General features: G+C 43.0%; 27 protein-coding genes, 2 pseudogenes and 1 other annotated feature. Of the genes and pseudogenes, 14 read left to right on the top strand and 15 right to left on the bottom strand.

What is annotated here, in order from left to right; all coding sequences use genetic code 11:
* Window positions 1-36: 36 nt before the first annotated feature.
* Window positions 37-330 (bottom strand): hypothetical protein, encoded by a 294-nt coding sequence (locus JCM19039_RS02000; protein WP_152550049.1) that lies wholly within the window; start codon window positions 328-330, stop codon window positions 37-39.
* A 23-nt stretch (window positions 331-353) separates the two neighbouring features.
* Window positions 354-617, bottom strand: coding sequence for a TetR/AcrR family transcriptional regulator (locus tag JCM19039_RS01995; protein WP_042423309.1), 264 nt, complete (start codon window positions 615-617; stop codon window positions 354-356).
* Between the two features lie 114 nt (window positions 618-731).
* On the opposite strand from JCM19039_RS01995, the gene JCM19039_RS01990 reads away from it, so the two are divergent.
* The 12 genes and pseudogenes from JCM19039_RS01990 (at window position 732) to JCM19039_RS01935 (ending at window position 14,093) form a co-directional block, all read left to right on the top strand.
* Window positions 732-1,208: a GNAT family N-acetyltransferase gene (locus JCM19039_RS01990; protein ID WP_042423306.1), complete on the top strand. Its 477-nt coding sequence runs from the start codon at window positions 732-734 to the stop codon at window positions 1,206-1,208.
* A 33-nt stretch (window positions 1,209-1,241) separates the two neighbouring features.
* Entirely contained in the window at window positions 1,242-1,997 is a 756-nt protein-coding gene (locus tag JCM19039_RS01985; RefSeq protein WP_042423303.1) for an IclR family transcriptional regulator, read from the top strand.
* A gap of 205 nt (window positions 1,998-2,202) precedes the next feature.
* Entirely contained in the window at window positions 2,203-3,111 is a 909-nt protein-coding gene (locus JCM19039_RS01980) for an NAD(P)-dependent oxidoreductase (RefSeq protein WP_052398431.1), read from the top strand.
* Complete coding sequence (locus tag JCM19039_RS01975; protein WP_238544691.1) at window positions 3,104-3,484, top strand: carboxymuconolactone decarboxylase family protein; 381 nt, start codon at window positions 3,104-3,106, stop codon at window positions 3,482-3,484. Before JCM19039_RS01980 ends, JCM19039_RS01975 begins: the two co-directional genes overlap by 8 nt.
* Before the next feature lie 103 nt (window positions 3,485-3,587).
* A complete protein-coding gene (locus JCM19039_RS01970) occupies window positions 3,588-5,177 on the top strand; it encodes a DASS family sodium-coupled anion symporter (RefSeq protein ID WP_238544890.1) in 1,590 nt (529 codons plus the stop codon).
* A 1,002-nt stretch (window positions 5,178-6,179) separates the two neighbouring features.
* Entirely contained in the window at window positions 6,180-7,322 is a 1,143-nt protein-coding gene (locus JCM19039_RS01965; RefSeq protein WP_042423300.1) for a hypothetical protein, read from the top strand.
* Window positions 7,323-7,477: 155 nt separating this feature from the next.
* A complete protein-coding gene (locus JCM19039_RS01960; protein WP_042423298.1) occupies window positions 7,478-8,755 on the top strand; it encodes a hypothetical protein in 1,278 nt (425 codons plus the stop codon).
* A 131-nt stretch (window positions 8,756-8,886) separates the two neighbouring features.
* The gene (locus JCM19039_RS01955; protein ID WP_193744121.1) at window positions 8,887-10,377 is read left to right on the top strand and encodes a spore germination protein; all 1,491 of its coding nucleotides are present in this window, start codon (window positions 8,887-8,889) and stop codon (window positions 10,375-10,377) included.
* 6 nt (window positions 10,378-10,383) lie between these two features.
* A pseudogene (locus tag JCM19039_RS01950) lies at window positions 10,384-11,426 on the top strand (GerAB/ArcD/ProY family transporter).
* Window positions 11,426-12,502 (top strand): Ger(x)C family spore germination protein, encoded by a 1,077-nt coding sequence (locus JCM19039_RS01945; protein WP_042423290.1) that lies wholly within the window; start codon window positions 11,426-11,428, stop codon window positions 12,500-12,502. Before JCM19039_RS01950 ends, JCM19039_RS01945 begins: the two are co-directional and overlap by 1 nt.
* A gap of 83 nt (window positions 12,503-12,585) precedes the next feature.
* Complete coding sequence (locus JCM19039_RS01940; protein ID WP_042423287.1) at window positions 12,586-13,302, top strand: bifunctional nitric oxide dioxygenase/dihydropteridine reductase 2; 717 nt, start codon at window positions 12,586-12,588, stop codon at window positions 13,300-13,302.
* Window positions 13,303-13,376: 74 nt separating this feature from the next.
* A complete protein-coding gene (locus JCM19039_RS01935) occupies window positions 13,377-14,093 on the top strand; it encodes a GNAT family N-acetyltransferase (RefSeq protein ID WP_042423284.1) in 717 nt (238 codons plus the stop codon).
* Window positions 14,094-14,450: 357 nt separating this feature from the next.
* Here JCM19039_RS01935 and JCM19039_RS01930 read toward each other — a convergent pair whose 3' ends face one another.
* From JCM19039_RS01930 to JCM19039_RS01910, 5 genes are all read right to left on the bottom strand, one after another.
* Window positions 14,451-15,098 carry a hypothetical protein gene (locus JCM19039_RS01930; RefSeq protein WP_042423281.1) on the bottom strand — a complete coding sequence of 216 codons (648 nt, stop codon included), beginning with the start codon at window positions 15,096-15,098 and terminating at the stop codon, window positions 14,451-14,453.
* Window positions 15,095-15,565, bottom strand: coding sequence for a hypothetical protein (locus JCM19039_RS01925; RefSeq protein WP_042423278.1), 471 nt, complete (start codon window positions 15,563-15,565; stop codon window positions 15,095-15,097). The genes JCM19039_RS01930 and JCM19039_RS01925 overlap by 4 nt, the downstream gene beginning before the upstream one ends.
* A gap of 150 nt (window positions 15,566-15,715) precedes the next feature.
* Window positions 15,716-16,324, bottom strand: coding sequence for a DNA-binding response regulator (locus JCM19039_RS01920; protein ID WP_042423276.1), 609 nt, complete (start codon window positions 16,322-16,324; stop codon window positions 15,716-15,718).
* A gap of 88 nt (window positions 16,325-16,412) precedes the next feature.
* Entirely contained in the window at window positions 16,413-17,435 is a 1,023-nt protein-coding gene (locus tag JCM19039_RS21385; protein WP_052398429.1) for a sensor histidine kinase, read from the bottom strand.
* 150 nt (window positions 17,436-17,585) lie between these two features.
* Window positions 17,586-17,945, bottom strand: coding sequence for a DUF4440 domain-containing protein (locus tag JCM19039_RS01910; protein WP_042423273.1), 360 nt, complete (start codon window positions 17,943-17,945; stop codon window positions 17,586-17,588).
* 139 nt (window positions 17,946-18,084) lie between these two features.
* On the opposite strand from JCM19039_RS01910, the gene JCM19039_RS01905 reads away from it, so the two are divergent.
* Window positions 18,085-18,525 (top strand): GNAT family N-acetyltransferase, encoded by a 441-nt coding sequence (locus tag JCM19039_RS01905; RefSeq protein ID WP_042423489.1) that lies wholly within the window; start codon window positions 18,085-18,087, stop codon window positions 18,523-18,525.
* Here the strand turns inward: JCM19039_RS01905 and JCM19039_RS21380 are convergent.
* The 8 genes and pseudogenes from JCM19039_RS21380 to JCM19039_RS01870 all read right to left on the bottom strand — a co-directional run bounded on the left by JCM19039_RS21380 (window position 18,522) and on the right by JCM19039_RS01870 (window position 24,929).
* Entirely contained in the window at window positions 18,522-19,532 is a 1,011-nt protein-coding gene (locus tag JCM19039_RS21380) for an alpha/beta fold hydrolase (RefSeq protein ID WP_081834272.1), read from the bottom strand. The genes JCM19039_RS01905 and JCM19039_RS21380 overlap by 4 nt on opposite strands.
* A gap of 10 nt (window positions 19,533-19,542) precedes the next feature.
* Window positions 19,543-20,304 (bottom strand): TetR family transcriptional regulator, encoded by a 762-nt coding sequence (locus tag JCM19039_RS01895; protein ID WP_042423272.1) that lies wholly within the window; start codon window positions 20,302-20,304, stop codon window positions 19,543-19,545.
* Window positions 20,305-20,437: 133 nt separating this feature from the next.
* A complete protein-coding gene (locus JCM19039_RS01890; RefSeq protein ID WP_238544889.1) occupies window positions 20,438-21,217 on the bottom strand; it encodes an alpha/beta fold hydrolase in 780 nt (259 codons plus the stop codon).
* Complete coding sequence (locus JCM19039_RS01885; protein WP_307190121.1) at window positions 21,190-21,879, bottom strand: pentapeptide repeat-containing protein; 690 nt, start codon at window positions 21,877-21,879, stop codon at window positions 21,190-21,192. The genes JCM19039_RS01890 and JCM19039_RS01885 overlap by 28 nt, the downstream gene beginning before the upstream one ends.
* Before the next feature lie 203 nt (window positions 21,880-22,082).
* Window positions 22,083-22,681: pseudogene (locus JCM19039_RS01880) on the bottom strand (response regulator transcription factor).
* Complete coding sequence (locus JCM19039_RS01875) at window positions 22,678-23,601, bottom strand: sensor histidine kinase (RefSeq protein WP_307190120.1); 924 nt, start codon at window positions 23,599-23,601, stop codon at window positions 22,678-22,680. Before JCM19039_RS01875 ends, JCM19039_RS01880 begins: the two are co-directional and overlap by 4 nt.
* Window positions 23,580-23,813 carry a hypothetical protein gene (locus JCM19039_RS27025; protein ID WP_307190119.1) on the bottom strand — a complete coding sequence of 78 codons (234 nt, stop codon included), beginning with the start codon at window positions 23,811-23,813 and terminating at the stop codon, window positions 23,580-23,582. Before JCM19039_RS27025 ends, JCM19039_RS01875 begins: the two co-directional genes overlap by 22 nt.
* 63 nt (window positions 23,814-23,876) lie before the next feature.
* Window positions 23,877-24,929, bottom strand: coding sequence for a fatty acid desaturase (locus JCM19039_RS01870; protein ID WP_042423269.1), 1,053 nt, complete (start codon window positions 24,927-24,929; stop codon window positions 23,877-23,879).
* A 235-nt stretch (window positions 24,930-25,164) separates the two neighbouring features.
* Window positions 25,165-25,416: a binding site (T-box leader), on the top strand.
* Between the two features lie 46 nt (window positions 25,417-25,462).
* Here JCM19039_RS01870 and JCM19039_RS01865 point away from each other — a divergent pair.
* Entirely contained in the window at window positions 25,463-26,455 is a 993-nt protein-coding gene (locus JCM19039_RS01865) for a tryptophan--tRNA ligase (RefSeq protein ID WP_042423267.1), read from the top strand.
* Window positions 26,456-26,663 lie beyond the last annotated feature (208 nt).

Raw genomic sequence — 26,663 nt, 5'->3', positions numbered from 1 at the left:
TGTGCAATTTTTCCTCCCGCTCATGTTTTCATCTCCTCACTTTCTCATGCCATTTAAGAACAATGGTAAAATTGCTTGAACTCTCCGTTCAAATCGGCCAACATCGCCAAAGAATAATTCAATAAAACAACCTTCAACAACCGTCAAAAAGGCAATTGAAACGTCTGCTTCACTTTGCAAAAGCCGGAAGTGATCGGTTCGCTTCTTCTCGCGAATATATCGCGCCAGTAATTTTTCAAATGAGACGAGCAAGGCGCCTGTATATTGAGAGGACTCGTAAGACTTTAAGTGACTCGGTGGAAAATACAGCATCCGCAGTAAAAACTTCAACTGTAGGTGGTCCTCGCTTTCTTTTACAAACCATCTAAAAATGCATGCAACGTTTCATCTAACGGTTGATCCCGTTGTTCAAGAAAAAAACGCACAATCTTTTGTTTTCCATCGTGTAGCGCCTCGGTTAAGACCGCATAAAAGATCTCTTCCTTACTACGGTAATGGGCATAGATCGATGCTTTTTTAATTCCGACCTCATTAGCAATTTGGTTCATTGAAAATGCATCATAATCATACGCCGCCAGGTACTGAAGCGCGACGTTCCGAATGGCTGTTGCTGTCATTGTCTCCCCTCCCTACCGGTAGTAGGTTCATTATTTCATAGATCTATAACCGGGTCAATCGTCCAAGCATGCTAGAATAGACATACGTGCAGATCCACTCAGGAGGAATAACTTATGAAAATTCGTCACATTAGAGAAAGCGATTATGATCGTATCGTCCCCCTAATCAATGACTGGTGGGCGGGAAGACAAATGGCTGATATGGTGCCCCGCTTGTTCTTTGACCATTTTCAGCCGACAAGCTTTATTGCAGATGAGGACGGTGAAATTCTTGGATTTCTTATCGGCTTCTTGTCCCCTGCCCGGACGAATGAAGCTTATATACATTTCGTTGGCGTCGACCCGAACCACCGTCAGAAAAGTATCGGCAAAAACTTATACGAGCACTTTTTCTCTACCGCGCAACAAGAAAGGCGTAGCATCGTTCGCGCTGTTACTTCCCCTGTTAACGAAGCGTCGATTGCCTATCATGTTAAAATGGGATTTTCGATTGAGCGTGGTAAAGAGGAAAATGGGATTCATATACACAAAAATTATGACGGGCCCGGACAAGATCGCGTGCGATTTGTAAAGGAGCTCGACCTTATTTAGCGAATAACACTCTCTACTTATGGAGGTTGGACTATGACAAACAGAACAAAAGACAACTTATTAGATAAATCTCTAAAAATCATCCAAGCATTTGTTGATGTTAACGAAGGTTGGGGGGTTAGAGAACTTGCTGCTGCAATGAATTATACCGTGCCTACTACTCATCGAATCTTGCTGCAGCTTAAAGATCACGGGATTGTCGAATACCAAACGGATAAGAATAAATACTATATAGGCACTGAATTGATACGTATAGGTGCTAAAGTAGCCAATACAACCCCTCTGCAAAGTATCACAAAGCCCTTCTTAAAAACGTTAGCTGAAAAGTATGAAGAAACCATTTGTTTACTTATGCTTCGAAAAGATAAAAAACAAATCTTTTGGGCTGATAAAGTGAATGGCCCGAAACCGTTGCAATATATCATTCCTATCGGAGAAATGCAGCCAATCCCTTATGGGGGTAGTGGAAAAACGATTTTGGCGTTTTTAGAAAACGATCTTATTGAAGAGATATTAAATGATGAAAAGTTTACATCAACAGAGAAAGAAAGCATATTAACGCAACTTCAGCACATTCGGAACGAAAAAGTCACAAGCACGGTTAGTGAACGTTTGGAAGGGTCAACAGGAATTGCTTCTCCTATCTTTAATCATGAAAACCACCCCGTCGGTAGCCTTCTGCTAACAGCTCCAACCCCTAGAGTTACACCTGATGTTGTTAAGAATGCTTCTGTAGATATACGCGATGCTGCCAAAGAGATCTCTTCCATCCTCGGTTCAAGTTTGTAAAGCGGGCATTTCACCCGCTTTGCAAACTCTTCAACTTAATGATTGCAGTTGCAATGTGAACACAATCCCCCTTAACCTCAAATGATTACCCAGTACAATAATTCCGAAATCTTAAACAAGTAATTGACAGCTATCTTTTGCTAGTATAAACTGTTCCTAATTAACGATACACTGTATCATATTATGATACAAGGAGGTGATTTTGTTGAATAGAATTGGTTTTATTGGCGTTGGTGCTATGGGTCACTGGATGGTCAAACGCCTGTTAGATCACCAATTAGATGTAACCGTTTTCGATTCAAACCCCGAAGCATTAGAACCATTTTTAAATCAACCAATAGGCGTTGCACGTTCTGTAACAGAAATCGGTGAGAACTGTAACATCGTCATTCTCATGCTTCCAGACTCTCAAATTGTAAAAGACGTGATTCTCGGAAACGGCGGACTCGTCACATCGCTTAGTAAAGAATCGATCATTATTGATATGGGTAGTTCGTATCCCGTTGAAACTCAGAAGATCGCGACAATTTTACGAAAGGAGACGCTTCGTTTTGTAGACGCACCAGTCTCAGGTGGTGTAAGAAAAGCAATTAGTGGTGAACTTACGGTCATGGTCGGCGCAGAAGAAACAGACTATTATGAGATCGAGCCTATTCTCCAGTATTTAGGCACCAATATTCGCTGGGTTGGCCAATCAGGTTCTGGACATGCTTTGAAATCAATTAATAATTATTTATCAGCTTCATCGATGTATGCAACAGCAGAAGCGATGGTCTTACTTAAAAAAATGGGTATTGAGCTCAATTCTGCATTAGAAATCATTAACGAAAGTACTGGGCAAAGCCATTCAACGTCGTACAAGTACCCAACTTTCATCTTGCCTAGAACCTTTAATTCAAATTTTTCTTTAAAGCTTTTACTCAAAGATATAAAAATGGCCAAATCTTTAGCAAATGATGTTCACATGCCGATGCTGCTCGGTTCTTCACTAGTTGAGATCTATGAAGCTGCCCATCTAATGGGCGGAGAGAATCAAGACCACACCGAGATCATTAAGTTTCTTGAGCAATTAGCAAAACAAAACTTATTTGAAGGAGAGAAAAGTGATGAATGAACAATTTGAAAAAGGGCTTAAAATCCGTAAAGAAGTGCTTGGAAGTGAATATGTCGAGAATTCCATAAACAACGCTACTAGCTTTAATAAAGATCTACAAGAACTCGTGACCTCGTATTGTTGGGGAGAAGTTTGGGGGAGAGAAGGTCTACCAAGAAAAACAAGAAGCATCATCAACTTAGCGATGATTACCGCTTTAAATCGACCTCATGAACTGAAACTTCATGTTCGTGGGGCGCTAAGAAACGGGCTTACAGAAGATGAGATTAAAGAAGTTTTGCTACAAACCGCCATATATTGTGGTGTACCTGCAGCCATTGATAGTTTTCGGGTAGCGAAAGAAGCAATTGATGAGCATACAGCCAGTTCTTAAACATGCCAATCTCCTAACTGCGTTAGGAGATTCTTTTTCAACAAAGCGAAAGGAGAAGGTTGATGTCTAGCTACAACGTTATTCACCGAGTATGGAATGCACTTTGGACCAACATTTAATTATGAGAAGAATGCTCCACTTTTCTCAACATCTTCAATTAGAAAAAGATGAACACAATCATGAAAAATCTACATCTTTAAATACTGACAAAGAACCCAAACCAGTGCGTACGTATTCAAAAACAAAATTTATCGGGTTACTTCTAGGTCCTGTACTCTTTCTTGTGACACTGTTTCTGTTCCATCCACCTGAATTAAGCTTTGAAGGTAGAGCTACATTGGCTATCACACTGTGGGTTGCGACGTGGTGGATTACAGAAGCGATCCCCATTCCTGCTAGTGCTTTACTTCCAGTGATCTTGTTTCCGCTTTTCGGAGCGCTAGAAGCAGATGGCGTTGTTTCCTCTTATGGAAATGATATCATCTTTCTCTTTTTAGGAGGGTTTCTCATTGCAGCGGCAATGGAGAAATGGAATTTGCACTTACGAATTGCCCTCACCATCATTAATTTCGTGGGTGCGAGCCCTAACCGACTCGTTTTAGGATTTATGATCGCTACTGGCTTTTTATCTCTATGGATTTCAAACACTGCCGCTGCTATGCTTATGATTCCAATTGGTCTTGCGATCATTACTCAAGCAACAGAGTCTTTCAAACATCATAACCAACCTCTGGACGACTTAAAAAAGTTCGAGAAGTCGATTGTTTTCGGTATTGGTTATGCTGCAACTATTGCCGGATCTGGAACATTAATTAGCGGGACGGCGAATCCAATCATGGCTGGTCAAGCAAGTCAAATGTTCGGAATTGACATTACTTTCGGTCAAATAATGGCAATTGGTATCCCTTTTGTCACAGTCTTTATCGTCCTCGCTTGGGGGTACATTACAAAAATAAAATACCGTACATCGCTTCACTACTTACCAGGCGGTTCAGACATTATTAAATCAGAAAAGAAGAAACTAGGGCGCATGAATTTCGAAGAGAAGATCGTACTTTTTGTCTTCCTTACTGTTGCCTTTTTATGGATTACGCGAACTTTCATTTGGGAAAGTGTGTTCATACAGATTACCGATGGGATGATTGCTATGGTTGCTGTACTCTTACTCTTCGCTATTCCTGCTTCTTCCTTACAAGAAAGAATCCTCGAATGGAAAGACACAGCTAAGATTCCTTGGGGGATATTAGTTCTTTTTGGAGGAGGATTGGCTATTGCAGCTGCTTTTCAGAACACTGGATTGGCCAAATGGATCGGTATACAATTTACATTACTAGAGGGAACGCATTTTCTAGTTATTATTATTGTACTTACGTTGTCAGTACTGCTACTCACTGAAATCACTTCAACGACAGCTACAGCTACGTTACTCATGCCGATCGTCGGTTCACTTGGCTTAGCACTCGGTGTTAACCCTGTTGTATTAATGGTTGCTTGTGCCTTCGCTACGAATGCATCATTTATGTTGCCTGTGGCAACCCCACCAAATGCGATTATGTTTGGTACTGGAAAAATTACAAGCTTGGATATGATAAAGGTTGGTGGCGTACTTAATATTATATCTGCGATCCTAATTGTAAGCGTTGTCACTTTGTTAGTTCCTCTAATTTGGGGCATGGATCTTCTAAGTCTCTAACGTTGACCATACTAAACTTTGTTTCAATTTTTTCGATTAAATACTTCGCGTTCGTTTGCATAGTGCGGTATGAATCGGATCAATAAAAAGTAATTGGTGACCGTTACACCATTGCGGCTGCAGGCAGAGGCTTGCAGCCTTTAGTATTACAATTGCGCAAACTTAGTCTAACGATATATTGAATAGAAGAATGACCTCCAATAATAGGGTACGCGCTTCAAACCACCTATGCTTTCTAACGTTTGGCAATGAAAAGTCGACTGATCTTTTCGCTCAAACAGAACGTTTTTGTCCACTAGGGAAGAGAGAGGGAGCAGAGTAAAGTTTCCTGCTTCTCTGCCCTTTTATGTGACCGTCCAAACTGAAATGGATGAATTAATGTTGTAAACTGCCTCATATATTACGATTTGTGACAGTTGGCAACGTTTATGTGACAACCCTCGTTAATAATCGCTTGTATTGCTAAATGAAGTACCTCACAAACAAATATATGAGGCAATTGGCACCTTAAAGTGCGCCGTTTGAGAGGAGAATTGTCACATAGAATAGTCAAAGAGATAAGATGAATGCCCCCTATTCTATGCAATGATCCCCAGTTCTCTTACTTTTTCACATCACTCACTAGAGACGGACGTTATCAACGACCTGCATTGAAGGTGCCAAAATGAACCAGGACGGGATTCGGAAGTAATCTTTTTGACTTTTCTACGTCGAGATTATAAAGAGGTGGTTCGATACTCTCTCAACCATAAATTTCAATGAATTTCTTAATGCGTTTAACTCATTGAAAACAAGCCACAAGTTCCTACTCGTGGCTTGTTTCTATATGTTTAAGTTGATTGTTACATTTCTGTAGTTATATCAGTTTCAACACCAATTTACAATCCACATTGGCGTAACCCCCCCAATATACACATTTCCATATTTGTCCCCCGCCATTTAACCACCCATCAGCGCTTGTCCAGGCATAAACTGTTACAACACAAATTATGGGGTGAGGGGATGGCTTCAAATCAAACGGAACTTTTGCAAGAGCTGAGTGTGCAAACAAATCCGATTATCATTGAGAACAGCTTTACCATTAGTCAAACGATTACCATCACTTATGGTGTCACCTTCGTAAGTGGAGCGGGTGGGCCGTATACATTAACTCGCGCACTTACATTTTCCGATTATATGTTCAATATCGTATTAAACGGATCCATGCAAGTGATTGATCTAATTTTAGATGGGGATGCAGCGAATCATCCGATTACAGACACAACAAATCGGAGCTTAATTGCAGTTACTGGCGGATCTTTATTTTTAGAATCAGGGTCGATCTTAACGAACAACAATGCCTTTTTAGAAGGTGGTGGCGTTTATTTAAGGGGAAATCCTGCTTTTGTTAACACGCTCGTCATGAGAGGAGATGCTCGCATTACGGGCGGCTATACTCGTGTAACGGGCGGCGGCATTATGGCTGCACTTCGAAATAATGGGGATTCTGTCACAATTGCTGAAAATGCCCTCATCGATTCAAACCAAGCACAATTTGGTGGTGGCGTTTATTTTCGATCTTACGTACAAGGTGTCGGTGGAAATTTGACGATCGGTGATAACGTTCAGATTGCAGCGAACTCCGCCGTTGCAAATGGCGGGGGGATTTATGTATCCAACTTCATCACTGGAAACACCGTCCCTATTTCATTGACCATCACGGGAAATGCGTTGATCAATCAAAATACAGCGAATAACGGTGCGGGTCTTTACCTTTTTGCTACAAACAGTAATGATGCGTATATTCAAACGGGTACACCTTCCATTACAAACAACACAGCTGGCAATAACGGGGCGGCTGGATTTTTGAATTTCTTAGCGCCAAGTCAAGCAAATGTAACAATTACAGGTGGGACAGTCACCGATAACACAGCGAATTTCGCCGCTGGTGGTTTTCAAGTCTCTTCAGCTGGAGGAGGAACGTGTGACCTTTCCAATGTCATTTTCTCAGGAAACAGCGCAGGCGCATCACAAGCGGGGGATTCCTATATTCAGATAGTTCAACCAATCCTTCAAACATCGCGATTAATGCGGTTACATTCCAAGGTAATTCGGCGGGCACTAACGGTGGCGGAGCGATTATTAACGGCGGTCCGGGCCCGCTAAACGTTACCGTTCTAAACAGTCTGTTCACGGATAATATTGCAGGAGCCGCAGGTAGCGGAGGCGGATTAACGATTACGAGTGGCTCAGGTGGCTCAACGACTGAAGTTATTGGAACGCAGTTTACAAACAATACGGCCGGCGTGGATGGCGGCGGTTTGTTCTTCGGTCAAGGTGCAAACGGCAATGATACGTTTGCCATTGAATCTTCTACGATTACGAACAACACAGCAACAATTGATGGTGGAGGGATTCACTTTTCTGCAGGCGGGGGCGTGTTGAATGCAAGCATTTCCAACACGAACGTTTCCGACAACATTTCTACGAACGGAAATGGCGGAGGCATCTGGGCGAGTGATCCAAATGCAAATGTGACGTTGAACGGTAGCACGACCGTTGCTGGCAATACGACCATTAACGGAAATGGCGGGGGTGTTTATTTCAACGCCACAACAGGTACGCTGCTCGTCACAGGTCCAGTTGTCATTGAAGAGAATGCAGCGAACAATAACCTCCAACTGGCGGCGAATAATGGTGGCGGCATCGCTGTAGTCGGAGGTACGGCTATTATTGAGAATTCTACGCAGATTCGCAACAATTTAGCAGGTAGATTAGGCGGCGGTATATTCATTGGGAACGGGGCTAGTGCTACCGGAACTGGCGGTACGATTTCCGGAAATGAAGCTGGTCTCTCCGGGGGTGCTATCTATACAAGTACAGGTGGAATTCTAACATTGTCAAACGCTACGGTCATCGGTGTTCCGGTTCCGAATGTTGCGCCGATTGGCCCTGGAATATTTAATGGTGGAACGTTTAATGTAAGTGGCGTGCAAAGCATCACAAACGGCCTTTACATTCCAACTGCTGAAAATGTTGCACAAATTCAAGGACCGCTCGCCGGCTCGGTGATTCAATTAAATAACACAGGTTACGTCGTGACAAATCCACAAGGTGTACCAATCACGGTCGCTGTCGCAACACTGGGATACCCATTGCTCAGCCAAAGTGACGCAGATGCTTTTTTAAAGCCAGTCGTCGGTTTTGACGGTTGGGAAGTTCGACTAAATGCAGACCGGACTGCGGTTGAAATTGCACCAGTCGTGTATACAATTACGTATTTGAACTTACAAGGCGGCCAAAGCAATAATCCGCCGACGTATACCGTCTTAGATTTGCCAATTGTGTTAAACGATCCTGACCCAATTCCAGGCCTCACTTTTATCGGTTGGCAAGATGAGTTTGGCAATTTCATCACGGTTATTCCTGAAGGAACAACTGGAGATCTCGTGCTGACTGCTGTATTCCAGCAAATCAATCCTCCAGTGCCACCTGGTCCTGTTGTAACAGGCGATCAGATCATTAATCAGTCCATTCGAATTCCTTGTGGTTGTTTCGATTTCTGTTCATGTAAAGAAAAAGAAGACGAGTGTAAATAACTTCCGTCCGGCCCGAAGAGCATCATCATTGCTCGGGCCGGATTTTTTTGTATAGACTTCACTCGCTTACATAAACTACACACACAGCCAAGCTTTTCCTATTCCCATTCGTAAAGTCGGTGTCACACATGTTGCTAAAGAGAAAATATCAGACGAACAGTCACTCTATTTCCCAGTCAGCCAAGACAACCATCGAACAGCTCCATCGTTCTGCTGACTTTGTGACAGATGAATTGACGGCGAGCAACCCGTTTCGCATTCATTATTACAAAACACTCGTCAATCAACGATCCATACATAATATCGTTTTACGCTATCTGAAAAGCCAAGACATGAACACACTGGAAGAAGTGCAGGAATTGTTGCCCGTGGAGGGGATTAAAAAGCTCGGGTTCCAACATTCTGTTCAAGATGAATTGTTACGCGGCAACCTTATTGTAGTGGAAAAAAACAATCCGCAAACGCTCTTGTCCATTCCCCTTAGAAAAACTGAGCAGCGTGCCGTGGAGATTACGGAGAACGAATTTACGGTACTGGGCCCAAAAGAAGCCTTTATTGAAGCGTTGGATGTGAACATCAACCTCATCCGCAAGCAGTTTCATAACACACATCTCATCATTCGCGAACAGACGGTTGGAAGTGAAGGGAAAAATACAGCAGCCATCATGTACGTCGAAACGATTGCTTCTAAACAAAACGTAAACACAATGATCCAGCGCCTCGAAGATTTGAGCTATGATGAGCCGATTGATGTTTCACAACTCGGGCATCTCATCTCTGACAATCCGAACTCTCCTTTTGCTCAGCTACTCGGAACAGAGCGACCCGATCGGGTTTTAGCTGCATTGAATGAAGGAAAAGTCGTCACTATGCTTGATGGATCTCCAATGGCACTCATTGGTCCGACAAACTTGTACGAGTTCTTTTCTTCACCTGACGATAATTACGTTTTATGGCCTGTCGGTTCTTTTATTCGGATGATGAGAATCTTCGGTGTCTTGTTCTCTGTAATTTCGACTTCTTTATACATTGCCATCACGACGTATCATCATGAACTCATTCCGAATGATTTGTTAACGACGATGATTTCATCAAGAATCGAAGTCCCCTACCCACCCATAGTGGAAGTGTTATTTCTGGAGATCACGATTGAATTGCTTCGCGAAGGCGGTGCACGGTTACCGAATCGGATTGGGCAAACGATCGGTATTGTCGGAGGGATCGTCATCGGAACAGCTGTTGTTGAAGCTTCTCTTGCGAGCAGTGTTCTCCTCATTATCGTGTCGTTAACCGCACTCGCATCATTTACGACGCCCACGTATCAGATGGGAAATACGATCCGTCTTATTCGATTTCCCTTTATCCTTTTCTCACAATGGTTAGGGTTTCTAGGGATTTCAATTTGTTCACTATTGTTCCTCGTGCATCTCTTGAATCTCAAATCATTAGGAAATCCATATATGGCCCCAATCTATCCGTTCAGGTGGGGTGATTTACGTAACAGCTTAGCGGTCTTGCCCGTCCGTATGCAAAACATGCGGCCGAGTTTTTTAAGACCGCAAAAAACAAAGCGATTTTCACCCAGGCCTTTAAACCATCAATCCGAGGACATTGAAGAATAAGGTGACATGATGATTTCCAAACAACTCTCCCCATTTTTTGCATTTTTTATCGTCGCTGTCATGCAGATCGGAGTCGGCATATTTACGTATGCGAGAGAGATTGCTGCAATTACAGGAAATGATGGCTGGATTTCCATCCTGCTCGCAGGCGTAGCACCCACCTTATTTTATGGTTAATGTACCGAATGCTTCGCCATGAGAATACGCTCACATCCATCCATGAACAAGCCTTTCACAAATTCGGGAAAGTTGTTGATCTGTTTTTTATTCTCTATTTCACGGCGCTCGTCATCGTCCTCACGACAACGTATGTAGAGATCGTGCGCGTCTGGTTATTTCCAGGCCTTGATCACTGGGTACTCATTATCATCCTCATTGGCCTCGTATATCTATTCACCAATTCCGGACTGAGAACGATTGTTGGCGTTTGCGTGATCGCTTTTTTCTTGATTATTCCTTTGTTGTTGTTTTCGCATTACCCTTCTGGGATGCTGCAAACGGGGAGCCTTTTCCCAGTATTCAACCATTCCGTTCTCGAGATCATGCAAGGTGCAAAAAAAATGACGTTTCAACTGTTAGGCATTGAAGTGCTTCTCGTCGCCTATCCATTTTTAAAAGATGGACAAGCTTCCCATCGCTTTGCCCAGTGGGGTCTCGCATTTAACATTGTGCTTTACGTGTTCATCTATACAATCACTTACCTCATATTTCATGAACACCATTTGGTTGAAATTATGTGGCCTACCCTTTCTGTATGGCAAATGGAATACTTAGGCATTTCCCTCTGGTTAATCATATTGTTACCGACGATGAGCCTATATTTATGGTCCAGTAGCTATATCACCAAGCAATCATTCTCCATTCGTCAACGGCCGGCCTTGCGTATTCTTACAGTCATTTGCATTGTGACTGCCTCTTTTTTTCAGAGGGAAGTCGACATTCTACAGCTCAGTCGCGTGTTAAGCACCGTTGGTTTTTATACGCTCTATTTGTATATTCCTTTTCTGTTCATTTGGACAACTGCAAAGCGAAAGTGGGGATCGGTTTGATGAAAAAATGGTTACTACTGCTCGTCACCGTCTTACTCATCAGTTGTAGTCCTGAACAAACAAAAATTGAAGACGTTCAATACTTACAAGCGTTAGGTCATGACTTGTATGACGGTAAACTCGAAACGACAGGAATTACGACGGTTATCATGCCGATGGATGAAGTCATACCTGAAAGCGAGAGCCTTGTTACCGAGTACGAACATCTTGAAGCCCTCTATTCTGGATTTCAATCGGAGTCTTCCCGAATTGTGGACACGAGCCGGACGAGTTTGCAATTGTTTAATGATGAAGTTGCGCAAGCAGGCGTTTTTCAAATTGTAGATAACACACAGAGAAATCCAATGATTGAGCAAGATATGCACCTCGCTGTAACGGAAGGCTCAACACGTGACATTCTTGAGTTTAATTACCCGTTTCATACAACACCTGAAAAATACCTCGTAGACCTTATCGAACGAAATGAAGAGATTCAACTTCCAAAGAGCAACTTGCATGAATTCTTATACCGTTACTATGCTGATGGGGCTGAGCCGTTTTTGCCGTTCATTGAAAAGCAAGATGACCGTGTAGAAGTCGTAGGTCTTGCACTGTTTAAAGAAGATGAACATAAGCAAACGCTTTCGATGGATCAAACGAAATATTTTCGGCAACTGTTCGAAAAAACAGCAGGCGGCAACCTAAGTGTTCCGTTCAACAATAATCGGAAAGTGACACTGATTGATCTTGAAACGAAACCTGATTGGAAAATTGAGCAGGTCGGAGACCACGATTTCCACGTCACCATTGATGTTGCGATTCATGCGTCCTTACGTGAAACAACAAACGTGGATGCCGATGAATACGAAAACGTCCAACAGATCGAACGTCTGACCGAGGAATTGGCAGAAACGGAGATGAACAGCATTGTTAGCTTTCTTCAAGATGAAAATATTGATGCAATCGGCATTGGAGAAATTGCGAGTTATCATATTCGCGGGCTCGATATTCAACAGTGGGAAACCGACCATTTCCAAGATGCCGACATTCGTGTAAACGTCGATGTGTCTCTAGAAGATACGGGCGCCGTCAAGTAGATTCACCTCTCTCCCTTGAGAATTGTTCTCAATTAGTATATAGTGAAGGTACTTACACTTTTGCTTGATTGGGAGGAACCGATATGCAAATCTATTGGACGAAGATTAATAAAATTATTGACGAGTCACCTGAAGTGAAAACGTACATGCTCGACTGCCCAGAAGGATTCACATGGGAAGAAGGCGCACACACTCACCTGGCATTTGAAGGGTTTAATGCTGGGGAGAAACCAAACCGCAGCCTCATCCGCCACATGTCGATTAGCACATTGCCACATGAGAACTCCATTGGCATTACGACGCGTATAAAAGAACAGTGCTCAGAATTTAAGACGATATTAAGAAACCTAAACATTGGCGATGAAGTAGCCTTATTCAAGACCCATTCCAACGTCCCATTGAAAAGAGAAGATAAGAATATTTACTTGCTATCGTCTGGTGTCGGTCTAGCCACATTCCGACCGCTCGTCCTTGATTATTTAGAGCGTGCGGACAATGTAAATCAAATTCATTCTTTAAACATTGACTCGTCAAAAGAGTACCTATTCACAACGATGTTTGCATCCGCACCCGAGAAAAAGTTCACCGTCCAGTTTGTCGATAACCGAGGGGACTATTACGAAGAAGTCCGCAAACTCGCCGCAGACAAAAACGGTCTTTTCTACATCGTTGGTAGCGATGAGTTTCTCGTTCACAACATCGATGTACTTCGTAACGAAGGCATTCAACCAGAACAAATGATGCTCGACAAGCACGAGCAAAAAATGGCGGAGTTCTTATCCACGAACGTATCCATCTAAAACACTCGCACAATCCAACAACCGTTGGATTGTGTTTTTATTTTCGCTATACTCATAAGAAAAGGGCTGATTCGATGGACGAGAATACGAATGAATTTAATCAACCTGTAGGAAAACCCCTTCCGAATTGGAAAGAGAGTGTCATCCCTACTGAAATGAAGTACATCGGTCGATACACGATCGTTACGAGATTGAGTCTTGCCTACACTAAGGAACTATACGACGCTTTTTCGCAGTCTCATCCGAGCCATTGGACGTACCTTTCCGAGGAGCGTCCGAATCATTTTAGCGATTTTGAACGTTTGATGGAAAAGAAAATTGCAAGCAACATCCACATTTATTATGTGGTCATCAACAAATTAACCGAGAAACCCGTCGGTATTTTTAGCTTGCTTAGAATCGATCCCCGTAACGGCGTCATCGAAGTCGGTAACATCCATTTTTCAGATTCCCTCAAAAAGACAGCAATGGCAACTGAAGCCCACGCGCTACTCGCCGAATACATATTTGAAGAGCTCAGATACCGCCGCTACGAATGGAAATGCGACTCCTTAAATGCCCCGTCGATCCATAGCGCAAAACGCCTGGGCTTTACATACGAAGGAACATTTAGAAACGCTGTTATCTACAAAAACCGCTCAAGAGACACAAGCTGGTTCTCTATGCTATTGGAAGAATGGCCAGATCGAAAACAAGCCTTCCACCGTTGGCTCTCTCCCGCTAACTTTGATAATAAAGGAGAGCAAATCAAACGGTTGGAGTCGTTCCGGGAGTTAGGAGGGGCAAGGTAAGATCATACATCCTGTCTATGATGGGATTTTCTAAAACTTGCTAGCGTACTCGGCTGAAATTTTACCATTGGTCATTCTATGGTAAAATTTCACGTTTCTATGGGAAGATTTTCAACAATACGCCTCGTAAAATAAGGAGAACCTTACCACAAAACCATCTATGGTAAGTTTCTCCTCCCATGCCCGCGCCAATGCTCAGGCCGAAAAAGCAGTATGTCTATGATGGAATAATATTCGGTCGCAACGTACATGCTGCTAAAATCCCCACATAGAACGGATTCGATGTTACGTTAACGAGGAACTTAGAGCGTGAGACGCTATTTATTCGTCAACATTCCCACAACATACAAAGACGCATCAGCTTCTAGACCCGAGCGAAAAGAGATGGCTGGCTGAGTAAATCACGTCAATGACGACGACAATGAGCCACACAGAACAGATGGCGAAAACCGTTTCTGACGCATACGGAGACTGTTCATAGTCCCCTGCCGAAAACCATTCACCGATATCTCTGAGCGATTCACCCCAACTTGAGACCGGCACAGGTCCTTGCGACCAAAAGAACACTTGCACACTAAGAAAAATAAGGACGTGCACTGACGTAACAAGAAAATCTTTTCGCATGATCTGACGGGGATCTCGCTGTTTCCTCATCCGTTCCCGGTCTCGTGGTGTTAATAAGTCTTGGCCACGAAACTGACCGATCTTCTTACGCATCCAACGATCGAGGCGACGGAAGTCACTAATGCCAAACGTACACGCATACAGCACAAAGATGGTGATGATGATTGTGAATGGAGACACTTCTCCTGTCTCACGGTAAACGACAAGTGCGAGCACCGCTTGAAACAATGTCATTCCGATAAATGTGATAAGGAAGAGTATGCTCGCATTTTTTCTTTGCCACAAATAACGAAGCGCCCCAAACAAAAGAAGCGATAACCAACTCGAGATTTCGGCAATAATAAACCATTCCCACTGATAACTGACGAGTATAGAACTCACAGCTGTTGCTTCTCGTTTCTAACGAGTTGTAAGGTAAACAGTGCTCCCCAAACGGAAACGAACACGTAAAAACTTCGTTGGAGCAACCCACCGATTAACGGAAAGAACACGGTTAATGCCATGCCAATAAAACAGAGAATGAGCAAACTAAAGAAAACCCAATTTAGCGTCTTGCCCGCGCGTTCACGTCTCGCATACATCGCTAGTATGATCGGCACAAGAAACATCGCCAATGCCGGAAGTGTGTGCGCAGTAAAATGAATATCCGCAGGAATGAGTCCAGATAGGACCGCCCCAACTGAAAATACGACCCATAACCGAAAAGCAACCGGTACACGTGTGAACTGGTGAATAATAATTCCCCCGGCGAAATAAGCATTCCAGAAAGAACAAATAGCGTATTTACGATTAGGTAATGAGGAGAACAGATCATATAGCTCGCCATAGGGTAAGCATTTTCTTCGCATACCGTCACTCCAAGATCACTCATTGGTTGCATCCTAAAATCGTAAGGCACAGGTGAGGCGGCGATAGCAAATGGTTCGTAGAGAATCGGAAGTAATGAAGCCACCCACGCCACCACACCGATCCACAGTAATTGTTGTCGTCGCTTCACGTCACATCCACCCTTTCTCTTCGGCGATACGGACGGCTTCGTGGCGATGAGTGACGTGCAGTTTCTGAAGAGCCGACGATAAGTAATTGCGTACCGTTCCTTCTGATAAATGCTTCCCTATTGCGATTTGTTCGGTTGAAAGCCCTTCTTTAACAGCGTGTAACAACATCACTTCTCGTTCATTCAACGGATTCGTTTCCAATGAAAATAGCAGCGGTTGCAAATCGGTCGATATGACTCGTTCTCCTTCATGTATGCGTACAATCGACTCAATTAACGTTTCGATTGGTTCATCTTTTAACAAATAACCGTCGACGTTGGCAATCATCGCTTTCTCAATGTACCCAGGACGTGAGAATGTCGTTAATAATGCGACTTTGCCGTCATACTCTTCACCTTTCTTCAGCTGTTCTGCCACTTGAATGCCCGTGAGGCCCGGCATCTCGATATCCAGTAGTGCGACGTCGACGTGCTCCGTAGCCGCTAGCTGTAAAGCTTCGCTCCCATTGCCCGTTGAGGCCACGATGTCAATATGATCTGACAGTTGCAATAACGACTGAATCGCATCACGGAGTAACACTTGATCTTCTGCTAAGAGAAGTCGAATCATTTGTTTTCCTCATTTCCAATTGGGATCATTAACGTGACGACCGTACCTTTTGGTGTTGAATGGATCGTCGCGTTCCCTTTTGCTAATTTCATTCGCTCACGATTGAATCGAGTCCGTTTCCAGACGGAATGAGCTGTTGCTCAAAACCGTTGCCGTTATCAACCACACGTGAGGTAAACGATTGCTGATCGGTAGAAAAAGATACACTTACTTCACTGGCCTCACTATGTTTATATACATTCAGTAGAGCTTCTCGAAGGGATTGAGCAATCATCGTTTCAATGACATCGCTCAATTCGGGGACATTTACAATACCATCGTTTTTAAACGTCGTCTGATTCGTCTGAAACAACTGCTTAGCGTGCATAACTTCTTCTGTAATGGACGTATAGCGAAGCGTCGTCACAACTTCACGCACTTGTTTTGAAGCAAATCGCGTTGTTTGTAGAACGTCATTCATTTCTGCTTTCGCACGTTCAGGATCATGATCGATAAATCTGAGAGCCAATTCACTTTTCACTTTCATCATCGTTAACGTGTGGCCAAGAGTGTCGTGCAATTCACGGGCAATTCGATTGCGTTCTTCTTCTTGGATGTACACATCCAATTGCGACTGGGTATTTTCTAGCTCTCTTTGCAACTCTTTTGCTCGAATGACGGACCGAGAAACGTATGGAATTAGAAGCTGAATAATTAAGATCGGAAAAAGGACGGTTGAAACATACGCACCCTCAGCCGGTGGCACAGCCACTACATAAACAACCCCGTGTGTCACAACGAGCAGCGCTTGTTGGCATAGTAGCGTAGGAACAATAGGGACTTTTCGATAAAAATCTGTAAAAAAGATCATAAAGATGAGTAAATAATAATGAAGCACGAATGCTAGAAGAATAAACAATAGAAACGCAAGTGCACTAAACAACACATAGCGCATATCAAAGTACCAGAGCGTCCCTAAATATAGAGCTAAAATAACGAGAACAATCAAGACTCTCCACACATACGAGAAATCATTGTCATACGTCAAAACGTTAAAAAAGAAAAACACAATACTTACGAGCTCCAAAAGTAAAAAACGCTTCGCATAATTCGGATAAAAAGAAACATCCATCCACACGATCTCCTCTGATTCGGCTAATTTTATTGTAGCGAAGACTCATGATGAAACCTATTCACGACTGTCATCACTTCTATGTGACACGTGTCACATGATGAATATAAAAACACTCTACCCGCTGGAGAGTGTTTATTGTCCATATGCTTATTCGTATGCTTTAGGAATGTTCGTCCCTTGGTGGAAGTACAATTGCCAGCGCCCCTCTTCGAATGTCCACACCGAGCTTCTTAATGACTCTCTTTTTGTCTGGCTGTTAAACACTCGATATGTTGTGAGTACGGATTGCGTTGACAATCGGTGTATGGAAAAGTCATGCATCGTTAAATCAACCTCCTCAAAAACACCTGGTTGAATGACATCTTCTGTATAGAAAACCTTTCCGGAACTTCCAAATTCAAAAAAATCCTTCGATAACAATCCGCGAAGTTGTTCAGGAGAAGAGCGAATCTCATACGATAAATGGCTTTCTTCTAGCTGTTGAATATGTGCTTTTAATTCTCCCATCCATCATCACTCCACAATTCTAATGTCTTACACAACGCTTGGAAAAGTGTCTGGGCAACCTTTTAATCTTGATCGTTTCCATTAGGATTGACATGCGACCATGACAAATTATATTGAACCAAAAGGGGAAAACAACACGATGCATATTACACGAGCAACGATCGAAGACCTGAGCCGAGTAGCTCCATTATTTGATTTGTACAGGGGCTTTTATCATCAAACGAGCGACCTTCCAGGCGCTACGGAGTACATACAAGCGCGTCTGGAGAATAGTGATTCAACCATCTTTCTCGCTGAAATCGACGGGGAAGACGTTGGTTTTGTTCAACTGTACCCAACATATTCTTCCATTTCCATGCAAAAAAGCTGGATACTTAATGACCTTTACGTACTAGAAGGCGCTCGGAAACATGGCGTAGGAGAAGCTCTCATGAAACGAGCACAACAATTAGGTAAAGAGACTGGTGCTAACGCCATTGAATTGAGCACTGCCATTAACAATACCCGCGCCCAACATTTGTACGAAAAATTAAACTACAGACGCGAAACTGACTTCTATACGTATACGCTGCACCTTTAATATACATCATTTTGGTGTGTAATGAAGACTTTTTCAGGGGAGGATGACAGGCTTTTGTCTTTCACCTCTCTTCGCCAATACGTTCGATCAATCAGATCCGCTACCTGTTGAGGATGTTTTTGTGGAATCATATGACCCACATTTTTGAGTATGAACAGATTAGAATGCTCTATTTCTTTAAAGAGGCGGTTAGCCATTTGTACAGTGTTAAAAGGGTCACTATCACCAACAATTATCGTGATTGGAGTCGTAATTTTGCAATAATGATGGCTATTGGCGTAAGCACATTCAGGAAAAAGAAGCACATCCTCGCGATTCGCCCGAAACTGTTTGGGACGCCCCCATAAGTCCAAGAGTAGTTCTTCATACCCACTCGGCGCAACTTCTGGTTTGAACGTCTCCCTAACGGTTTGTTTCCCCATTCTTTTGGCCACTGGTGTGGCTAACAGCGTATTCATTAAAAGCGTGCCTAAAAATGGGGTCATAATGAGCTTTGATAACAAGTCGCCTCGTTCTGCAGGATAACCTTCTTTGTACATGGCAGCCCCTAAAGTAACGATGTTCGCCACATCTTTAGGGAATTGACGAGCATAAGAGAGCGTTAATGTGCCGCTCCAAGAATGGCCAACGATGGTTACAGGTTCAACGATTCCAATCTCATATAATGCTTTATGGATAAGTTCCGCTTGCTTGTCTGCTGACATTGCTTTTTTAGGTCGGTCACTATGCCCATAGCCAGGCCGGTCAAATGATATACAATCATATTCTTTATTAGAAAGATAGTAAAGCACTTCAGTAAAGTCTTCACAAGAATTGACACCGCCGTGCAACAACACAACCGGTTGCCCCTTTCCTTGACGTAAATAGTGTAACTTCAACCCATCAACGTCTACAAACCTTCCTTTTGGGGGATTTCGTTTTTCAATTTTTTTGAATTGGTATTGATTCAATAGAACAAGTGCTAGAACACTGACAAAAATTAGTAGTACGATGATGATTCCAGTCATCTTATCCCCCCTATTGTTTGATCATCGTGTTAACCATCGTTGTTGCTACCGTATCCGCTAGATCAAACAAAGAAACGGATTCAGGCGCAACGGCCCACATGAGTATCGTGCCGTTCATCAAGGCATGTAAAGTAATGGCCGCTTGCCTCGCATCTACTTGCTCAGAAACCTTTCCCCTTTTTTGCAACGCTCGCATAACTTCTTCGGTCCCTGTAAAGAGCATTGCGAATGAACCATCTAGTTGTTGCTTGACACGCTCGTCACGCCGTCTAGATACGAATTCATACAATAATGTTGGAGGATCGTCGACACACCGTTGAAACTCATGCTTCACCATCGCTTTAAGCGCTTTTTCAGGATCTGGCTGCTCAAAAACTTGTTCAACCATTTCTGGAATTCCACGAAGTAAATCAGTTAAGACGAGATCCATTAACGCTAGGAACACATCATCTTTACTATCAAAATACCAATAGATCGCCCCCTTTGTAAGCTTGGCTTCGGAACTGATGTCATTCAATGTGGCTTTATCATACCCACGCTGCTTAAATACTTGCTTTGCCGCTGCGAGTAACCTTCCCTTTGTCCCAAGATGTTGACTACCTTCAGCTGCACGAACTCGCTCGTGCATCGTTTCTTTTGACCCAAAGTAACGTTTGACAGTCGTCCAGTGTACCCCGGCTTCACGAGCAACTTTTGCAAACGTTAATTGATCAACTGAGGAATGATGCAGTAACGCCACAATTGCTGTTTCCACTTTATCGTTTGTTTTCATAAGGTTTCCTTCCTCAGTGTGCTAAAAACATACTAACGAGTATGTTTTTAGCATATCATAAGACGGCTAAATTGAATACTTATCACGAAAACACACGTTGCCTCTGCAACGTGTGTTTTCAAGTCTATATCACTTACTCCTCTTCCATCCACTTCCCCATCAACTGATGAAATGTCGTTGGGCTATGCAACGGAACACCGTGACCTACATCTGGCATGACATACCCTTTGCACTGGTCATTACACTCTATTAGCTGGGTCATCGATTTTTTCATCAGTGCTTTTTCTTTTTCTCCGATAATGACGAGCATTTTACAGGTTGTGTCTTCAAAACCTTCAGGTATTGAAAATGATAAATTTTCAGTCATCACTTGATGGAAGATTGTTTTTGGCATAGCAATCGTTTCTTTATAATAGTCTTGGAAATACTGGTCACTTATGTACAATTGTTTTGCCTGCAAGCGCGCAAAGGCCTTGTTTCTCGCGAGTGGCAAGCTCCAAGTTGCCATCGTTGCGACCACTCTATGAAATTTCATTGCACTCGTCGACGCACTGATGATGACGGCACGGTCAATGAGTGACGCACTTTTACTAAGCATTGATACGAGCACTTGCGCCCCTAATGAAAAACCGATAACGGTGACTTGGCGTTCGTCTTTATATTGTTCAATCAATGCCAAAAGCTCATCTGCACAATCGTGTATTGAAAAGTGGCTCTTACTGCTCCGTCCATGGCCGAGAAGGTCTGGGACGATGCATTCATAATCTCTGAAATACTCGACTTGCTCTTGCCACATCCAACCACTCACTCCCCCGCCATGAAGAAAGACGAGTAGAGGGAGACGGTCCCCACTTCGATATGTATCATAATGAAGGTTCACTTCGATCACCGCCGTTCTTTGTGCGTCAACCAATGGTCTGGCACTTGCAAGTGTTCTGGAATTATTGTGTTTGCATCGCCTTTTGCTGAATTCAACTGTGCTTGAGTCAGGAAAAGCGCGCCACTCAAGTTCGCTCCCTGAAATTTTGCCCCTCGCACATCCGCACCGAGAAAGTCGCACCGGCGTAAATCACTGTTCGTGAAATTTGCCGCAATCATCAGTCTTCCACGAAAATTTTCATGAGAAAGATCTTGATTGGAGAAATTAGCTTCAATACAATCGGTTCCTTTTTTATGAAGAAGTGCGTTTCTTTTCTTTTTTTGTGTACGATACGCGTCACTTGAACGATTTAGCCATCCACTCACTTCAGTACGATAGTGTGCGATATCCGTGTTCATAATTTCCGCTGGGGATTGATGTGTTTGCGTGCTTATTGTGTCGTAAAGCTCACCTAGCTGTTTGAGAAACGGTGCTGTCTCCTCAAGTTGCATACATTGATTTACATAGACCATCATCTCTTGCAATTGTTGGACGACTGGAAAGACACGGAACATTTCTTCAGATGTACTCGGATGAGTACGCCAATCGTTGCCGGCATAAATGAGTTGTGAAACCTTTTGGCCAGCACCGAAACATTCATAAGAAACGCACCCGTGAAACCCTCTTTCTCGTAATTGATCGTGAACTTTGCACAAGAAATCCTTTCGCAAATGCCGACACGGTTCACCACTCTCTTTGTCGTCGGGAAATCTGCAGATTTCGGTAAGGTAATGCTACACAGCATAGGCCAAAGCACTGAAAACAGTCACGTGTTAATTCTGCTTGCAAACGTCACACTTCCTTTAATTTTGTAAATGAAAATGAGAGGGACTGTGAAATCCCCACTTCTAGTAAACTGTTATTTAAACCAACCTCTATCTTTAAACAGAGAAATGGCTTCAATTCGATTGCTTACATTTAGCTTTTCGTAAATGACAGAAACGTAATTTCGGACGGTGCCGGTTTTGATTTTCAGGTGATCGGCGACTTCTTTCGTACTTTTTCCTTCAGCAATCAGTTGAATGACTTGCCCTTCTCGGTCCGTAAGCGGGTTATCATTTTGATTGATCATATCCATAAGTTCCGGTGCGTACACTTTCCGACCACTCATAATCGTTCTGATTGCTCTCGCCAGTTCGTCACTTGGGCTATCTTTTAACAAATACCCACTCACACCTGCCGCGCGGGCATAGTTGAAGTACCCAGTTCTCGCAAAGGTCGTCAAGATAATAATCTTGCATTGCTCATCTTTGAGCGCCTCGGCCGCTTCTATTCCCGTCATCATTGGCATCTCGATATCCATTATGCAAACGTCTGGCTTCAATTCCTTGACGAGGTCAACCGCTTCAACCCTGTCTTTGCCTTACCTACAACGGTCATGTCACCTTCTAACTCGAGTAGTGATGCGAGTGCCCCGAGCAGCATTCCCTGATCTTCTGCGATCACAATCTGAATCATAATAAACCTCCCGCCTCCTGATGAATAATTCGAGGAATTCGAATGACTAACCTCGTTCCCTCTTTAGTTGAGTGAACGTCTAACTCACCATTTACAAAATCCAAACGTTCTTTCATGCCGATCATTCCACTTCCCTGCTCTGACGGCTTGTCAGATTGTATCCCTACACCGTGATCTTGCACTTCCATTCGCCATTCGTTTGCGAGTACCGCTAAGCGAATTTCACAAGTTTTTGACTGACTATGTTTAACTACGTTCGTTACCGATTCTTTTAAACACATGCAAAACACATCTTCAATGAGCAGCGGCAAATGTTTGAATGATTGTTCCCCGTGAATTTCACACGTGATATGACTGGAGTGCAGCAGTTGTTGGACGCGAACGATCTCATCTTCAAGACGGGCCGTTCTCATGTCGGAAACAATTTCTCTCACTTCACTCAATGCCGTTCTTGACGTCTGATGAATATCTTCGATTTCTTGGTGGACCAAGTCTGGTTTAGTAGGTAATAGTTTCATAGCGAGGTCACTTTTCAATCCGATTAATGATAGTTTCTGTCCGAGTGTATCGTGAAGATCCCGGGCAATCCGTTGCCTTTCCTCAATAATCATAAGCTGGGAAATTCGATCATTGGCATCTTTAAGTTGACTTTCCAATTCCTCTCGACGGTTCCGGTGATAGATCGTAAACGGCAACAAAATAACCCCTAAAATACTTAAAACGTTGAACGGCAATTGGGCCATAAACTCCTCATATTCAAGCAGAAATCCAATAAGAAAGGCAATAACCGTTGTGGATAGGTGAACGACGTATAAGCTAATAAAACCTGCTTTACTTTTTAAGTTACCAATAAAAAAGGCAATAAACAAGGCGAAATACACGTAACCGAAGTAGATCGTCATGCCAATACTAATAAGCATTTCAAGCTTAACGCGACATAAACCGTCCACCCTTTTTTAATGAAGGACAATCGATAAATGGTAAAGAAAAAAACGATCATGGCAACACCAAGAATGATTTCATAAATGGTTGCTGAACGAATAATAAAGTAAAAAGGTAGCAAACAAAAGGCAATCCAAGCAAACAAGCTCAGACCTGTATTCTTTGGAAAAATGTGAAACCAATGATACACCGAAAATAACCCCTTTCACCGTAGGCAACACAGAAAAAGCTCTCGACAGGAGAGCTTTTCTTTTTACGATCTGTGTTCTGCTTGCTTACTGTTCGTTTGAACACGTAGCATGGCACGTTGACGCCGAGCCCGCTTTAACGCTTTGAAACTCACAAAAGTTTGATTGTTTTCATCATATAGTCGAAACCGAATGGATTCAAGACTCTTTTTCAATGTGATGGTCGTTGCCGTTTGCAACGGCGGGGTATTGTTATGGGTTTTTTCTAGATGATAATTCGGGACCTTAGGGCTCAAATGATGAACATGATGATACCCAATATTGCCAGTCATCCATTGAATGACTTTCGGCAATTTATAATAAGAGCTACCATCCACGGCGGCTTTTACAAAATCCCACTCATCATCGTTTTCAAAGTAAGAATCCTCAAATTGATGTTGTACATAAAAAAGCCAAATTCCTGCAGCCCCTGATACGTACATAATTGGAAGTTGAACGATTAAAAACGCTTCCCAGCCGATGAGCGCCATCATTCCAACATAAATAGCGACGAGGCACACATTCGTAAGCACTGTATTCAGTCGCTCTTTCTGTTTAACTCCTTTTTTATTGAAGCGATTTTCTACGAGAAACAAATAGAGAGGTCCGAGTCCAAACAAAATGATCGGGTTTCGATACAGTCGGTACTTTAGCCGCTCAAACTTCGACGCCGATTCGTATTCTTCCACTGTCATGACCCAAATGTCACCGGTGCCTCGTTTATCAAGATTCCCGCTCGTCGCATGATGAATGGCATGGCTATGCTTCCATTTTTCAAATGGAAAATGCGTCAGCACTCCGCACACATTCCCGATAATCCGATTCCACTTCCGACTCGTAAAGAAACTCGCATGCGTACAATCATGAAAAATAATAAAGATTCGAACGACAAATCCTGCCGCAACAATTGAAAATAACAAACTCAGCAAAATAGAAATTTGTAAACTTTGATACGCCAAAAACCATGTAATAAAAAACGGAACGATCGTATTGATTAATTGTACAATACCAGCTTTCGTATTGGACGTTGCATAAGGTGCAACACTTTTCTTCAAAGCCCGTTGTTTTTCCCTACTCATATCAATTCACCCCAAACGGATACGTTACCGTTAGTGTATCCAATCAATGAACGGAGCGTAAGGCACATCTGTCACAGCACATGTATGACAAGTGTCATGGGTGGGGGGAAGTTATTTCGCTATGACCCTCGAAGTGTAATCGTATAAAGCCCCCAATGAGGGTGCTGATTAACTGCTGACACAACAATCCGCCTTGATTAATTGTCACCCGTCTTCTATAATGAGCGATAATATCATACGAGCAAAGATGAAGAAGAGTAAACATTCCGAATGTTGCAGAGAGCTGATGGTTGGTGCGAATCAGTACAGGGTGAATGTTGAATGGGCTTCTGAGCTCCTAAGCTGAACTGCGGAGTAGGCTTAGCGGAATGTCTTACCGTTACATGAGACAAAATATCGAGACCACCTGTGGTCTTTGTATGGATAAGTGCGTTTATTGTAAAATAAACGAATGAAGGTGGTACCACGGGAGTTCCTCGTCCTTTTTTGGACGGGGAACTTTTTTATATTTCAAATAAGAAAGGGAGGCTACTATGAAGAAAACGGTGCTTACAGGCATTAAACCGACTGGAGACGTACATGTAGGCAATTACATTGGATCAATTAAACCCTCATTGCTTCTAGCTCAAGAACAAGCCTATCAACCTGTCTACTTTATCGCGGATTATCATGCTCTCACTACCCCACGCACACACGCTGATTCTAAAACGTTATCGTATGGGGTGGCTGCTACTTGGTTAGCTCTTGGCTTAGAGCCCGAAAAAGTCATCTTCTATAAGCAATCAGATGTCCCGGAGATTTATGAACTCAGTTGGATTCTAAGCTGCGTGACCCACAAAGGGTTCATGAATCGCGCTCATGCTTACAAAGCGATTACCGACAAAAACCGCTTGAATGGAAGTGAGCAAGACTTGAATGTAAACATGGGTCTATTCAATTATCCAATACTCATGGCTGCAGATGTACTATCCTTCCAATCAGAGATTGTGCCTGTAGGCAAAGACCAAATTCAGCACATTGAAATTGCTCGTGACATTGCCCAAAGCTTTAATTCAACCTATGGGGATACGTTCAAGCTTCCAAACTATAAAATTGATGAAGATACAGCGACCTTGCCAGGATTAGATGGACGGAAAATGAGCAAGAGTTATCATAATACGATTCCGCTGTTTGCAGAACCTAAAGTACTGCAAAAGCTCATTAACAAGATCAAAACCGACTCATCCACACCAGATGCACCTAAGGATCCAAACGCTTCCGTGCTTTTTACTCTCTATAAAGAATTTGGAACCCCTGAGCAAATTAACGAGTTGCGAGAGCAGTTTATCCGAGGCATTTCCTGGGGACAGGTGAAGAATGAATTGTTCACCGTAATGAATACAGCGTTGACCGAACCAAGAGGAAAATACCAACAATTCATGGCGTCACCGAAGACGATTGATCAAATTTTGGAAGAAGGGGCCCAAAAAGCACGAGCCATTACAGGTCCCATTTTAAGAGATGTGAAAGACAAGATCGGTTTGTAGGATTATTAAATTTTAAGATCTATATAGAATGAACTTAACATCTTCCTAATTGGGCAAATTGTTGTTGCTCTCCACTGCAGGCGGATGGTAGCAGTCCAGACTATAAGTGCAACATCGGTGGCCAAATGACAGCCACCGTGTTTTCTTTACACTCCAGACTATAAGTGCAACATCGGTGGTAAAAAGACGCCCACCGTGTTTTCTATGC

Source organism: Geomicrobium sp. JCM 19039, from assembly GCF_000698145.1.
Taxonomy (GTDB): domain Bacteria; phylum Bacillota; class Bacilli; order Bacillales; family Marinococcaceae; genus Geomicrobium_A.
Note: the sequence above shows the minus strand (reverse complement) of the source record. Positions and strands in the feature narration are given on the sequence as shown.